The 13,103-nt window shown below is 60.4% G+C and carries 13 protein-coding genes and 1 pseudogene; 5 read left to right on the forward strand and 9 right to left on the reverse strand.

Going from position 1 to position 13,103, the window contains the following annotated elements:
* Positions 1–33: 33 nt before the first annotated feature.
* The 3 genes from creC to E3W21_RS14305 all read right to left on the reverse strand — a co-directional run bounded on the left by creC (position 34) and on the right by E3W21_RS14305 (position 2,722).
* Entirely contained in the window at positions 34–1,461 is a 1,428-nt protein-coding gene (gene creC, locus E3W21_RS14295; RefSeq protein WP_134420528.1) for a two-component system sensor histidine kinase CreC, read from the reverse strand.
* The gene (gene creB / locus E3W21_RS14300) at positions 1,461–2,141 is read right to left on the reverse strand and encodes a two-component system response regulator CreB (protein WP_134420530.1); all 681 of its coding nucleotides are present in this window, start codon (positions 2,139–2,141) and stop codon (positions 1,461–1,463) included. Before creB ends, creC begins: the two co-directional genes overlap by 1 nt.
* Positions 2,142–2,215: 74 nt before the next feature.
* Entirely contained in the window at positions 2,216–2,722 is a 507-nt protein-coding gene (locus E3W21_RS14305) for an ATP-dependent zinc protease (RefSeq protein ID WP_129440556.1), read from the reverse strand.
* Positions 2,723–2,919: 197 nt separating this feature from the next.
* On the opposite strand from E3W21_RS14305, the pseudogene E3W21_RS14310 reads away from it, so the two are divergent.
* Positions 2,920–3,033, forward strand: a pseudogene (locus E3W21_RS14310) (acyltransferase); the annotation flags it as partial.
* A gap of 69 nt (positions 3,034–3,102) precedes the next feature.
* Here E3W21_RS14310 and E3W21_RS14315 read toward each other — a convergent pair.
* A complete protein-coding gene (locus tag E3W21_RS14315; RefSeq protein WP_134420532.1) occupies positions 3,103–3,654 on the reverse strand; it encodes a DUF2780 domain-containing protein in 552 nt (183 codons plus the stop codon).
* Positions 3,655–3,974: 320 nt separating this feature from the next.
* Here E3W21_RS14315 and E3W21_RS14320 point away from each other — a divergent pair, with 320 nt between their 5' ends.
* The 4 genes from E3W21_RS14320 to E3W21_RS14335 all read left to right on the forward strand — a co-directional run bounded on the left by E3W21_RS14320 (position 3,975) and on the right by E3W21_RS14335 (position 6,442).
* Complete coding sequence (locus tag E3W21_RS14320) at positions 3,975–4,565, forward strand: fasciclin domain-containing protein (protein ID WP_129440552.1); 591 nt, start codon at positions 3,975–3,977, stop codon at positions 4,563–4,565.
* A 50-nt stretch (positions 4,566–4,615) separates the two neighbouring features.
* Positions 4,616–5,251 (forward strand): sigma-70 family RNA polymerase sigma factor, encoded by a 636-nt coding sequence (locus tag E3W21_RS14325; protein WP_129440550.1) that lies wholly within the window; start codon positions 4,616–4,618, stop codon positions 5,249–5,251.
* Positions 5,248–5,922: an anti-sigma factor domain-containing protein gene (locus tag E3W21_RS14330; RefSeq protein WP_134420534.1), complete on the forward strand. Its 675-nt coding sequence runs from the start codon at positions 5,248–5,250 to the stop codon at positions 5,920–5,922. The genes E3W21_RS14325 and E3W21_RS14330 overlap by 4 nt, the downstream gene beginning before the upstream one ends.
* A 160-nt stretch (positions 5,923–6,082) precedes the next feature.
* Entirely contained in the window at positions 6,083–6,442 is a 360-nt protein-coding gene (locus E3W21_RS14335) for a hypothetical protein (RefSeq protein ID WP_256661560.1), read from the forward strand.
* A 51-nt stretch (positions 6,443–6,493) separates the two neighbouring features.
* On the opposite strand, the gene fdhA is transcribed toward E3W21_RS14335, so the two are convergent.
* From fdhA to E3W21_RS14365, 5 genes are all read right to left on the reverse strand, one after another.
* Complete coding sequence (gene fdhA, locus E3W21_RS14340) at positions 6,494–7,693, reverse strand: formaldehyde dehydrogenase, glutathione-independent (RefSeq protein WP_007947729.1); 1,200 nt, start codon at positions 7,691–7,693, stop codon at positions 6,494–6,496.
* A gap of 209 nt (positions 7,694–7,902) precedes the next feature.
* Positions 7,903–8,760: a formyltetrahydrofolate deformylase gene (purU, locus tag E3W21_RS14345; protein ID WP_134420536.1), complete on the reverse strand. Its 858-nt coding sequence runs from the start codon at positions 8,758–8,760 to the stop codon at positions 7,903–7,905.
* A 193-nt stretch (positions 8,761–8,953) separates the two neighbouring features.
* Entirely contained in the window at positions 8,954–9,586 is a 633-nt protein-coding gene (locus tag E3W21_RS14350) for a sarcosine oxidase subunit gamma (protein WP_134420538.1), read from the reverse strand.
* Between the two features lie 169 nt (positions 9,587–9,755).
* Positions 9,756–12,773, reverse strand: coding sequence for a sarcosine oxidase subunit alpha (locus E3W21_RS14360; protein WP_134420542.1), 3,018 nt, complete (start codon positions 12,771–12,773; stop codon positions 9,756–9,758).
* Positions 12,770–13,099 (reverse strand): sarcosine oxidase subunit delta, encoded by a 330-nt coding sequence (locus E3W21_RS14365; RefSeq protein WP_008147095.1) that lies wholly within the window; start codon positions 13,097–13,099, stop codon positions 12,770–12,772. Before E3W21_RS14365 ends, E3W21_RS14360 begins: the two co-directional genes overlap by 4 nt.
* Positions 13,100–13,103: the final 4 nt, after the last annotated feature.

A 13,103-nucleotide genomic window follows, 5' to 3' on the forward strand; every position in this document is an offset into this window, starting at 1 on the left:
TTCCCCTGTAGGAGCTGCCGAAGGCTGCGATCTTTAACGGCCTGAAGGCAAACGCAATCTCACTTGAACGCCACCGTCGACGTTACCGATACTCATCACCCCGCCATGCAGCTTCATCACTTCCTCAACGAAGTTGAGCCCCAACCCCGTACTCTTGCGCCCGCTGTCCGGTCGCGGCAGTGAATAGAAACGCTCGCTCAGTCGCGGCAAGGCATAGTCGGGAATAGCCTCAGCCTGGTTGAACAACCTGAACTCGATCTGCTCCCCAATGCGCTCTGCGCTGAATCGCAACAAACCCTGAGCCGGGGTGAAATCCATAGCGTTCTCCAGCAGATTGCCCAACGCCTGACGCAACAGGAACGGTTCACCGGTCAGCACCAGGTCCGCCGCAATGGTTTGTTCCACGCGCAACTGCCTGCCTTCAATGCGCGCCGCCTGAGCGCTCAGCAATTCATTTACCAACTTCGCCAGCGGCACCGCCACCCGTTCCTCCAGCCCTTGGCGTTGCTCGACGAGGGCCAGATTCAACAGGCGTTCGATCAACTGCTGCATCCGCGCGCTTTCGCTGTCGATGTTGCTGACAAAACGCTGCTGCTGAGCCAGCGGCATCTCGCCTTGCAGCAACTCCGCCGCGCCGCGAATCGCCGCCAGCGGGCTTTTCAGTTCGTGGGTCAAGGTGTGCACGTAACGCTCGACATAGGCTTTGCCTTCGAGCTGCGTGCGCATCTGCTCCACTGCCGTCGCCAGTTGTTCCAGCTCGCCGCTACGGTAGTGCGGAACCTCGACCCGCCGGCCTTCACTGACTGCCTGAGCGTAAGCAGTCAGCCGCCGCAGCGCCGCGCTCAGCCACCAGGACAACAACGCGCCGAATAGCAAACCGAGGACGATCAACCCGGCACCCCAGGCGAGCAATCGCCGTTCGGTGCGATCAACGTAAGGCTGCAACGAGCTATTGGGTTTGGCCACGGTAACCACGCCGATGATCTGGCCGTTGTCGCGGATCGGCGCGCCGACGTGCATCACCGAGGAGTTCGGATCGTCCGGATCGCTGCGGCTGGAACGAGCGCCGTATTCGCCACGCAGGGTCAGGTAAACGTCGTTCCAGCGCGAGTAATCCTGCCCCACTGCCACACCGCTGGAGTCCAGCACCACGAAGCCCTTGGCATCGGTGACGTAGATCCGGTGGTTGACCTGGTTCTTCGGCAATCCCCAGATGCTCGCCTTCGGTTGCCGTTCGCCATAAGCCTTGAGCAGTTCGGGCCAGCGGTTCTGATTCAGGGTGCCGGCCTTGAAGTCGTCGCGCAGGATTTCGGCCATGAGATTGGCGGTGTCGACCAGCGTTTCTTCGGTGGACTGGCGCACGCCGGGACGGATTTCTTCCATCACGGTGTTCAACACGAAGTAACCGGTCAGGCCGATAAACAGCACATAAACCAGAAAAATCCGAATCCCCAGAGGCATCAGCTACGCCCCGGGCTGTAGCTGTAACCGAGGCCGCGATGGGTCTGGATCGGTTCCGCGTCGGCTTTCACCTGGCGCAGTTTGGCGCGCACGCTTTTGATGTGGCTGTCGATGCTGCGCTCGTACCCGGCATCGGCAGCGACGCCCAGCGCATCGAGCAATTGCTCGCGGCTGAAGACGCGCTCGGGTTGGTCCAGCAGGGATTGCAGCAGACGGAACTCATGGCGGGTCAGGATTAGAAGCTGACCGCGGTAGCTGATCTGCACCCGTTCGCTGTCAATGCGAAACAGCGTCGATGACACCGCGGCGGTCGCTCGCGGCGCCATGCGTTTGAGAATCGCCCGGACCCGCGCCGCCACCTCCCGTGGGCTGAACGGCTTGACCACGTAATCGTCGGCACCGATTTCCAGGCCCACGACGCGATCGATTTCGGCATCCCGGGCACTGAGGAAGATCACCGGCACATCGCTGAAACGCCGCAATTGCTTGCAGGTCTCGAAGCCGCTGATGTCCGGCAGGCCAATGTCGAGAATGATCAGGTCGGCCGGGGTCTGGCGCTGATGCTCCAGTGCCGCCGCGCCAAGGCTCAGCCAGGTGGTGGTGAAGCCCTCGCCCTGCAAGGCGAAAATCAGGGTGTCGGCAATCGCCGCTTCGTCTTCGACAATCAGGATATGAGGCATGGCGTCCGAGCCCGGGAGTTAAGTGGGCGAACGGTGCCCCAAGGCTCACGTCACGTCAATGAGACCACTTGAAATCAGCAGTCGGGTTTGTCCGCCGTAAAGCGCCGTGCCGGGTTCACCGCCGCGCCGAACTCACGCAAGGCTTTGGCACCGATCAATAAAGGATAGTTGAAGCTACTGCGGTCGGTGAGGTTGACCTCCACGGTGCGCTTGACGTTGCCCAGGCACAGTTCCAGATCGACCACCGGACGCTTGGTGGGTGCGACGGCTTCCTTGTCATCCTCGTCTTCTTCGGAGCGGGTCTTGATCTTGCTGATCCGCGCGACCTTGTGTTCGTAGACCTTGTTGCTCGCGCCTTTGGTGGCGAGGCGGAAACGCACCCACTCGTCGCCGTCACGGGTAAAGGTTTCGATGTCTTTGGCCGAGAGCGACGCGGTCAGGGCGCCGGTGTCCATCTTGGCCTTGAGGACTTCGCCACCGATTTCCGGCAGAGCGATGTATTCGTAGCGCCCGTACAGGGTCGGCTCAGCAGCCAGGACCGGCAGGGCCACGAGGGAAAGCAGTGCAAGGAGGGATTTCACGTAATGGGCTTCCTTGAGGGAGTGGGCAGCGGAATTTTAGACCGTTGCCTTTGAATTCGTTCGGCGCCTGCAAAACCAAAGATCAAAAGCCGACCTCAAGCATAGCGGTTAAAAGGTGAAACATTCGTCGTCACCGATTTGGCCTGCCGTCCGAAGCTGCTTATCATTGCGCGCCCAAAGGCTTTCAAGAGTTATTTATGCGCCGCCTGCTCACCGGCTGTTTCGTTACCCTGCTGCTGTTGCTCAACACCCTGGCCCTGTTCGGGCCGCTGATGGTGTTCGCCTTGCTCAAACTGGTCCTGCGCGGAAGAACTGGGTCAACCAGCTCTGGATCGAGAAGGACCTGCGCATCGACGCGTTGCGCGCCGAGCGCCGCTGAATCAGGTACCGGTGCCTGCGCCCCAGATCCCGCCCAGGTTTGTCAGCAGCGACCCGCCGACGCCCTGCTGACCGAAAAATTGCAGAAGCACGGGGGCAAACAGGCCGATCATGCCAGTGTCCATGCCCAATGCGTTGAAGGCACTGTTCAGGTCGTTGGCGTTATTCACGTTGCCCAAGACGTTGCCCAGACCTGCCGCTTTGCCGGACGAGCCAAGCAAGCCGCTGAGGACGCCCAGTTCACCGCCACCCGACAGTAAGTCGATTCCGGGCACGCTTTGGGCCAACTCCGAGTAGTCGGTCGAACTCAATTGATTCTTCGCCAGACCGAGCATCGCCCCGGCACCGCCAATGGCTTGTTGTGGCGTCACGTTCAATTGGCTGAGCGCACTCAGCAGACCGGCCGTCTGCGAGGTCGGCGCGGCCGCGGCGGCGTCCTCGCCCTGCGTGCCGGAGATGGCATTGGCCGCATCGAACAGGCTGAACTGAGCAAAGACCGGACTGGCCGCCAGACACATCAGCGAAGCCAGTGCAAAACCGCGTGAAATCCTCATTCAGACATCCTCATGTGCCATGAAAACCGCCCGGCAGTGGGCGGCGAAAAATCGTGTATTGGACTGGCATCCCCATGGATTGTTCCCAGCCCAGTGAGTTTGTCGCGGATTCTGTAGGAGCTGCCGAAGGCTGCGATCTTTTGATCCTGATTGTTGGCGGAATTGAATGCGCTGAAGATCAAAAGATCGCAGGCTTCGCCAGCTCCTACAGGTCCACATCAAAAAAGAATGCAGTCGCGCTGCATCCAGTCCGGCCCCGCCCGCGTATATCAAGCACGGACAGACACTCCTGGCCGATTCCCTTCACGAGGATCATCACCATGAAACGCACTTCGATCAAAACGCCGTTGATTGCCAGCCTGCTGACCCTGGCCCTTGGCGGCGGATTCGCCCTGAACACCGTGCAAGCGGCAGACACGAGTCAAGCGGTCATCGTCGGCGGCCAGAGCATGATGCCGAGCAAGGACATCATCGATAACGCGGTGAACTCCGCCGACCACACCACCCTCGTCGCCGCCGTGAAAGCAGCTGGACTGGTGGATACCCTCAAGGGCAAAGGCCCGTTCACCGTGTTCGCCCCGGTCAACTCGGCCTTCGCCGCCCTGCCGGCCGGCACTGTCGATACCCTGCTCAAACCCGCCAACAAGGCGACCCTGACTCACGTCCTCACCTACCACGTGGTCGCCGGGAAACTCGACATGATGACCCTGGCCGAGAAAATCAAGGCCGGTGGCGGCAAAGCCGAACTGACCACCGTCGCAGGGGGCAAGCTGTGGGCGATGATGAACGGCCCGCACAACATCACGATCAAGGATGAAAAAGGTGACGTCGCCGACATCACCACCTATGACGTGTACCAGTCCAACGGCGTGATTCAGGTCATCGACAAAGTGCTGATGCCAAAAAGCTGAGGGCTGCCGCCGACCCTATTCATCGGGTCGGTTTTCCGAGGTGGCCACCCGTGAATGGAACAACTGCGCACCGTGAACTAACCTCTGCCTGCAACCGACACCTCACGCAGCCCACCTCGATTGCCTGGAGAACTGCCATTCCCATCGCCGACACCGATCAGCTCAGGCAGCTTCTGGCCCAGTGTTCACTGGGCGACCGCCGCGCTTTCGAGACGCTTTACCGCAGCGTCGGCCCTCGGCTGCATGGCGTAGCGCTGCGTTTCATGGGGCGGCCGGACCTGGCTGAAGAAGTGCTGCAGGAAAGCTTCGTGCGCATCTGGAACAACGCCTCGCGCTACGAGGCGCATCTGTCGGCACCGCTGACCTGGATGATCAACATCACCCGTCATCAGGCCATCGATCAGTTGCGCAAACACCGCGACCGGCCGTTAAGCGACCTTGAAGAACAGGCGCTGGTGGATGAAAGCCCATCGGCCCACGAACAACTAAACAGTGCCCGTGAGGCCAACGCCTTGAACCGGTGCCTGGAAAGCCTCGACGGCATGCAGCGTCAATCGATCACTGTGGCTTACTTTCAGGGATTGTCCTGCTCTGAGCTCGCCGAACACCTGGCCGCGCCGTTGGGCTCGGTGAAATCCTGGATCCGCCGCGGTATGGAGCGACTGCGCAGGTGCCTTGAATCATGAACTATCAAACCCCGACCTTGCGCCGCGCGCTCGCCGCCGATTACGCCATCGGTTTGATGCCTTCTGCCGCTCGTCGGCGTTTTGAACAATTGTTACTGGAAGACGCGGCACTTCGCGCGGAATTGGCGCAATGGCAGGAAAGCCTCGCCAGTCTGACTGAAGCTTTGCCCGAGCAGCCGGTGCCTGATCGCGTGTGGAAAGGCATCACCGCGCGAATCGAACCACAAGTGCTTCATGTGGCAGAGAAGCGTCCGTTCTGGAACTGGTTGCGGGTGACGGCGGCGGTTTGTTCGCTGGTGATCGCCGTGACGTTGGGTGTGATCTATAACCGCGACAGCGCGCGTTACAGCGCCACGCTGCTGGCGGCCGACGCGCAGCCTGCGCTGAAGGTTGAAGCGCACGAGAACTACCTGAAGGTCGAGCCGCTGACCCTGGCGGCGGTTGATCCGGGGCGAAGTCTGGAGTTGTGGGCGATTCCTGCGGATGGCAAACCGATTTCACTAGGGGTGATTCCGGCTGACGGCAAGGGGCGCGTAGAGTTGAGCGATGCGCAGAAGACGTTGATCGGCAAGCCGATTGCGTTGGCGGTCAGTCTTGAACCAAAGGGCGGTTCGCCGACGGGGCAACCGACGGGACCGGTGTTGTATCAAGGGGCGTTGGCTGCCCTTTGAGACGAGGAGCCGCGGCTTCGGCTCATCGCTGTTTTCCCTGCTTATAACCAGGTCTGCAAGTATTTCAAATAGTTCTATACAACTGTCATAAGTGACAGTGACGACCCGCTACAAAACTCCTCAGCATGAACTCTCCAATTACGTAATGGAGTACACGGTCATGCTAAATAACATTGCAGTTGGGATGCTGGTTATGGGTGCCTTGATGGGCAATGCCTATGCAGCCGACACTGACGTCTGCCCTAAAGCCATCGATATTAAAGCTGCACCTTACAAAAGCTCTGACCCGCAACTTCCTGCCCCCTTCAACGAAGGCTTTGCCTACACAGCCAATGCCGGGGGCAAAGCCTGGACGGGTGTATCGATGGGGACGGAGGACGACTTTCTGGATAAAAAGTACGACCTGAAGGCTAAAACCGTTGTCGAGCAGGACGGGAAAGTGATCTGTAGCTATGGGGGGACCAAAATCATTGAGCAGGGCGTTACTTTAGATCCTTACTTGAAACTGGTCGCGAAGTAGTTGAATTGAAAACGGCGACCCTGGGGTCGCCGTTTTATTTTACGTGAAGCCTTACGCAGCACTAAACAACTTGTGCGGATCGATCACAAACTTCTTCGGCACGCCCGCATCGAACTCGCCATAACCACGTGGCGCGTCATCGAGGCTGATGACTTCCACGCCAACGATGTCGGCAATATGGATACGGTCCCACATGATCGCCTGCATCAGCTGGCGGTTGTACTTCATGACTGGCGTCTGACCAGTGTGGAAGCTGTGGGATTTAGCCCAGCCCAGACCGAAGCGGATGCTCAGGCTGCCCATCTTCGCGGCTGCGTCGACTGCACCCGGATCTTCAGTCACGTACAAGCCTGGGATACCGATTTTGCCGGCCACCCGAACCACGCCCATCAGCGAGTTAAGCACGGTGGCCGGAGCCTCGTGTTTAACGCCGTCATGGCCATGACCGCGCGCTTCGAAGCCCACGGCGTCGACGGCGCAATCCACTTCTGGCTCGCCCAGCAGTGCAGCGATTTGTTCGTGCAGCGGGGTATCCAGGGACAGGTCGGCGATTTCGAAACCCTGAGCCTTGGCGTGCGCCAGGCGGACGGTGTTGACGTCACCGATGATCACCACGGCCGCGCCCAGCAGGCGAGCGGAAGCGGCGGCGGCCAGACCGACAGGACCGGCACCGGCGATGTACACGGTGCTGCCCGGGCCAACGCCGGCCGTCACTGCGCCGTGGTAACCGGTCGGCAGGATGTCGGAGAGGCAGGTCAGGTCGCGGATTTTTTCCATCGCGCGATCGCGATCCGGGAGTTTCAGCAGGTTGAAGTCTGCATACGGCACCATCGCGTATTCAGCCTGGCCACCGGTCCAGTCGCCCATGTCGACATAACCGTAAGCACCGCCCGGACGCGCCGGGTTGACGCTCAGGCAAACACCGGTGTGCATTTCCTTGCAGGAACGGCAGCGCCCGCAAGCGACGTTGAACGGCACCGACACCAGGTCGCCGATTTGCAGGTTTTCGACGTCGCTGCCCTTCTCGATCACTTCACCGGTGATCTCGTGGCCCAGTACCAGGCCGGTTTGAGCGGTAGTACGGCCACGCACCATGTGCTGGTCGGAACCACAGATGTTGGTGGAAACCACACGCAGGATGACAGCGTGGTTAATCTTCCTGCCGCGCGGGTCCTGCATTTTTGGATAGTCGATTTTCTGTATTTCGACTTTGCCATTGCCGAGATACACCACACCACGATTGCCAGACATGCTTTCACCTCGCTGTTGTTTTTATGTAGCGGTCGCGACGCCATGGATCGGCGGCGCGTTGATTGCTCGGGTTATTGCCTGTGTGTCTTTGCGTTGTTTGTCAGGGCCTCTTCGCGAGCAAGCCCGCTCCCACAGTTGATCTTTGGTGTGACTGAGATCTGTGACCAAGCGCAACCCCCTGTGGGAGCGGGCTTGCTCGCGAAGGCGATCTAAAGAACAACGGTTCTGTTCGCGTTGAGAAACACTCTTCGTTCAATGTGATAACCAACCGCCCGCGCCAATGTCAGCCCTTCGATATCCCGCCCCTTAGCGATCAAATCTTCCGGGTAATGACTGTGGTCCACGGCCTCTACGCCCTGGGCGATGATCGGGCCTTCGTCCAGGTCGTTGTTGATGTAGTGCGCCGTGGCGCCGACCAGTTTCACGCCCTTGTTGTAGGCCTGGTGATAAGGCTTGGCGCCCTTGAAACCCGGCAGCAGGGAGTGATGGATATTGATCGCCTTGCCGTCGAGTTTGCGGCACAGCTCGGGCGACAGGACTTGCATGTAACGGGCAAGGATCACCAGTTCGGCGCCGGACTCTTCGATCACCTGCCAGACCTGACGCTCCTGGGACGGTTTGTCGTTCGGGTCCAACGGGAAGTGGTAGTACGGAATCTGGTGCCAGTCCGCCAACGGTTTGAGATCCGGGTGGTTGGAAACCACGGCGGCCACGTCCATCGACAATTGGCCGATGCGCTGGCGGTAGAGCAAATCGTTGAGGCAGTGATCGGCCTTGGAGACCATGATCACCACTTTTGGCCGATAGTTCGGCGCCGTGAGTTCGAAGATCATGCCGAAGACCTGGCCTCGTTCTTCGAGGCCGGCGCGGAAGGCTTGCTCGTCGAAGCCGTCGGGCTGGCGGAATTCCACGCGAATGAAGAAACGGCCCGAGAGCCGATCATCAAAGGAATGGTGCTCAGTGACGTAGCAGCCCTGCTCGAACAGAAAGCGGGTCACCGCGTCCACGGTGCCGAGGACGCTTGGGCAGTCGGCGGTCAGAATCCATGTGTCTGGGGCGCGGCTCATAGTGCGGTGACTCCTGTTCGAAAGTAGCAGCAACGCCGCTTTGTGTAGCAGCTGCCGAAGGCTGCGTTCGGCGGCGAAGCCGTCGTCCACCCTGAATCCCTGATCAATCTGAAAGAACGCTGCCGCAGGTTTCACGACGACTTCGTCGCCGAACGCAGCCTTCGGCAGCTGCTACAGGGACCTCAGTGGTTCATCAAGCCTGAACGCTAAGGCCGTATTCGGCGGCCGCATCCTGCAACCACAACCACCAGTAATCCGAGAAGCTGCGACGAATCAGCAGTTCCCAGGTGTCTTCGGCGGTGTGGCGGATCACCAGTTGCGACTTGGCAAACACGGTCCCCACAGCCTTGCCCACCGGGAAGCTGTTCGGGTGCACGTCGTAGCTGGTGGACTTCATCAACACCTGGCGCACGTTCGGACCGCTCAGTTCGAGGAGCTGCTGGCCGCCGCTGACGTTGGTGATCGCGATGTGCAGGTCGCCCAGCGCTTCACGCAGTTTTTGCTCGGCGGCGAATTCTTCACCGGTCGGCACGATCAGCAGCCATTCATCCGGCCCCATCCATTGCAGGCTGGTTTCGCCTTTGACGACGACGGTCAGCGCGCCCGGCAATTCGATACCGAGGGCTTTGTGCACGCCGGCAGCGAACGCGGCATCGTGGCCATCGCCACGAATGGTCAGGTGGCCGAGGAGTTTTTTCTCACGCACGATCACGCCGGCGCTTTTGCGACCCTTGCCCACCAGGCTGGCGAGGTCGGCGTGATGCAGCGACGACTCGGCCTTGGCCCCAGTGGTTGGGCGTTGTTGGTAAACATTGGCTGCGGTCATAAAGCACCTGTCCTGAATTCTGTTGGTTCCGGCCCTTGTGGTGACCAGGCTGACGCTTTCGCGAGCAAGCCCGCTCCCACATTTGACCGCGTTCCCCTGTGGGAGCGGGCTTGCTCGCGAATCGCTCAGACGACTCGGTGCAACTGCCCGCCCACAGGACCCGAGGCCATTAAACGTTCTGGCGATCACCCTTTGGATCGAAGAACACCGAAGAAACGATTTCCGCTTCGATCACGCTGCCATCGGCCAGCGGTGTGAACACGCGCTCACCGATACGCTTCAAGCCGCCCTTCACCACACCCATGGCAAACGAATAGCCGAGGGAGTTGTGCAAGTAGCTGGAGGTGACGTGACCAACCATCGTCATCGGGATCGCTTGCTTGGTGTTGAACACCAGTTGCGCACCTTCCGGCAGCCATTTGGTCGGATCGATCGGCTTCAGACCGACCAATTGTTTGCGTTGATCACGCACGCAGTCTTCACGGTTCATGCCACGCTGGCCGATCCATGAGAAAGGTTTAGTGCGACCGACGCACCAGCCCATGTTCAGGTCGTCCGGAGTCATCGAGCTGTCAGTGTCCTGACCGACGATGATGAAGCCCTTCTCGGCCCGCAGAACGTGCATGGTTTCAGTGCCGTACGGGGTCAGGTTGTATTTCTTGCCGGCCTCGACGATTTTTTCCAGAACGCCCATGGCGTAATCGGCCTGCACGTTGACTTCGTACGACAGCTCACCGGTAAACGAAATCCGGAACACCCGCGCTGGTACGCCGCAGACCAGACCTTCTTTCCAGGTCATGAACGGGAAAGCTTCGTTGCTCAGGTCGATGTCGGTGACTTCGCTGAGCAGCTTGCGGCTGTTCGGCCCGGACAGGGTCATGGTTGCCCAGTGATCCGTCACGGACGTGAAGTACACCTTCAGGTCTGGCCATTCGGTCTGGTGGTAGATTTCCAGCCATTGCAGCACGCGTGCAGCGCCGCCGGTGGTGGTGGTCATCACGAAATGGTTGTCGGCGAGACAGGCGGTTACGCCGTCATCGAACACCATGCCGTCTTCTTTGCACATCAGGCCGTAGCGAGCCTTGCCCACGTCGAGCTTGGTCCAGGCGTTGGTGTAGATGCGGTTGAGGAACTCGCGCGAATCCGGGCCCTGGATGTCGATTTTGCCCAGGGTCGAAGCGTCCAGCAGGCCGACGCTGTCGCGCACGGCTTTGCATTCGCGTTTCACGGCGGTATGCAGGTCTTCACCGTTTTTCGGGAAGTACCAAGGACGCTTCCACTGACCGACGTCTTCGAACTCGGCGCCGTTCTTCACATGCCAGTGATGCAGCGCGGTGAAACGCACCGGCTCGAAGATGTGCCCACAGTGACGGCCGGCCACAGCGCCGAATGTCACCGGCGTGTAGTTCGGACGGAACATGGTGGTGCCCATCTGCGGGATGGTCACGTTCAGCGAACGGGCAGCGATGGCCAGACCGTTGACGTTGCCGAGCTTGCCCTGGTCAGTGCCGAAGCCCAGTGCGGTGTAGCGTTTGACGTGCTCGACTGACTCGAAGCCTTCGCGGGTCGCCAGCTCGATGGCGGCCGCGGTGACGTCGTTTTGCAGGTCGACGAATTGCTTCGGCGCACGTGCGGTGTTCTTTTCATGCGGCACCTGGAACAGCGCCAGTGTTGGTTCTTCCAGACGGCTCAGGGCTTTGGGCAAGGTACCTTCGACCACGCTGAAACCGGCTTCGCTGGCTGCGCGAGCGCCGCCTTCGAAACCATCGGCCAGGGAATCGCCGAGGCCGTAGACGCCGTTGATGCCACCGACGCACACGCGTTTCTGCGGTGCTTCGCCCGGTACGAAACCGAGGATATCTTCACGCCAGATCGGCTTGCCACCCAAGTGCGACGCCAGGTGAACCACCGGGCTGTAACCGCCGGAGCTGGCAACCAGGTCGCATTCAAGCCACTCACCTGGGCTGGTCACGGTGTGCGCTTTGACATCGATCGCGGCAACGCGAGCGGCGGTCACGTGCTTGCTGCCACGTGTCTCGATCACGGCGCTGCCGGTCAGGATGCGGATGCCTTTGGCGCGTGCTTCTTCAACCAGCGCACCGCGCGGATTGCTGCGGGCATCGGCGATGGCGACGACTTGCAGGCTGGCGTCGAGCCAGTCCAGGGCAACGCGATAGGCGTGATCGTTGTTGGTCGACAGCACCAGTTTTTTGCCCGGTGCCACGCCGTAACGACGCACGTAAGTCGACACAGCGCCGGCGAGCATGTTGCCCGGCACGTCGTTGTTGCCATAAACCAGCGGACGCTCGTGAGCACCGGTCGCCAGCACTACACGCTTGGCGCGAACACGGTGAATACGCTGACGCACCTGGCCAATCGGGGCGCGGTCGCCGAGGTGATCGGTAAGGCGCTCATGAATGGTCAGGAAGTTATGGTCGTGGTAACCGTTGACCGTCGCGCGCGGCAACAGCAGCACGTCCGGGGTGTCCTTGAGCTCGGCGATGACGCTGGCGACCCACTCGCTGGCAGGCTTGCCGTCGAGGCTTTCGCGGGAATCGAGCAGGCTGCCGCCGAACTCTTCCTGTTCATCGGCGAGAATTACGCGCGCACCGCTGCGGGCAGCCGCCAATGCAGCGGCCAGGCCAGCCGGGCCACCGCCGACGATCAGCACGTCGCAGTGCTGGTTCATGTAGTCGTAAGTGTCCGGATCGTTCTCGGTCGGCGAGCGGCCAAGACCGGCGGCTTTACGAATGTACTTCTCGTAAGTCATCCAGAACGATTGCGGGTACATGAAGGTTTTGTAGTAGAAGCCCGGCGGCATCAGCTTGCCGCCGACCTTGCCGAGAATCCCCATCATGTCGTTGTTCACGCTCGGCCAGCCGTTGGTGCTGGTGGCGACCAAACCTTGATACAGCGCTTGTTGCGTGGCGCGCACGTTCGGGATCTGCGTGGCTTCGGTCGCGCCGATCTGCAGCACGGCGTTCGGCTCTTCGGCACCGGCGGCGAAGATGCCGCGCGGACGGGAGTATTTGAAGCTGCGACCGATGATGTCGACACCGTTGGCCAACAAGGCTGCGGCCAGGGAATCACCTTCAAAGCCTTTGTAGCTCTGGCCGTTGAAGGTGAAGCTCAGCACTTTGTTGCGGTCGATCCGTCCGCCGTTGGACAGGCGATTGATCTGGCTCATACCTTCTCTCCCAGAGCCGTGGCGGCCGCTTTCGGGCTATCGGTCTTGTCGGTGAATTGTGGCTTGGTGCCGATCTTGTAGGTTTCGAGAATCTCGTAGGTCACGGTGTCACGGGTGGCGTTGAAGTACTGACGGCAACCGGCGACGTGATCCCACAGTTCGTGGTGCAGACCGCGAGGGTTATCGCGGAAGAACATGTAGTCGCCCCACTCCTCGTCGGTGCAATTGGTCGGATCCAGTGGACGCGGGATGTGCGCCTGGCCGGATGCGTGGAATTCCTCTTCGGAGCGCAGTTCGCCGCAGTGAGGACAGAAGATATGCAACATGGGG

The organism is Pseudomonas sp. F01002 (assembly GCF_004402115.1).
Lineage (GTDB): Bacteria > Pseudomonadota > Gammaproteobacteria > Pseudomonadales > Pseudomonadaceae > Aquipseudomonas > Aquipseudomonas frigoris.

Coding starts and splice junctions, on each gene's coding strand:
- creC (WP_134420528.1), bottom strand. CDS start 1,461: ATGCCTCTGGGGATTCGGATTTTTCTGGTTTATGTGCTGTTTATCGGC.
- creB (WP_134420530.1), bottom strand. CDS start 2,141: ATGCCTCATATCCTGATTGTCGAAGACGAAGCGGCGATTGCCGACACC.
- E3W21_RS14315 (WP_134420532.1), bottom strand. CDS start 3,654: ATGAGGATTTCACGCGGTTTTGCACTGGCTTCGCTGATGTGTCTGGCG.
- E3W21_RS14320 (WP_129440552.1), top strand. CDS start 3,975: ATGAAACGCACTTCGATCAAAACGCCGTTGATTGCCAGCCTGCTGACC.
- E3W21_RS14330 (WP_134420534.1), top strand. CDS start 5,248: ATGAACTATCAAACCCCGACCTTGCGCCGCGCGCTCGCCGCCGATTAC.
- E3W21_RS14335 (WP_256661560.1), top strand. CDS start 6,083: ATGCTAAATAACATTGCAGTTGGGATGCTGGTTATGGGTGCCTTGATG.
- fdhA (WP_007947729.1), bottom strand. CDS start 7,693: ATGTCTGGCAATCGTGGTGTGGTGTATCTCGGCAATGGCAAAGTCGAA.
- purU (WP_134420536.1), bottom strand. CDS start 8,760: ATGAGCCGCGCCCCAGACACATGGATTCTGACCGCCGACTGCCCAAGC.
- E3W21_RS14350 (WP_134420538.1), bottom strand. CDS start 9,586: ATGACCGCAGCCAATGTTTACCAACAACGCCCAACCACTGGGGCCAAG.
- E3W21_RS14360 (WP_134420542.1), bottom strand. CDS start 12,773: ATGAGCCAGATCAATCGCCTGTCCAACGGCGGACGGATCGACCGCAAC.
- E3W21_RS14365 (WP_008147095.1), bottom strand. CDS start 13,099: ATGTTGCATATCTTCTGTCCTCACTGCGGCGAACTGCGCTCCGAAGAG.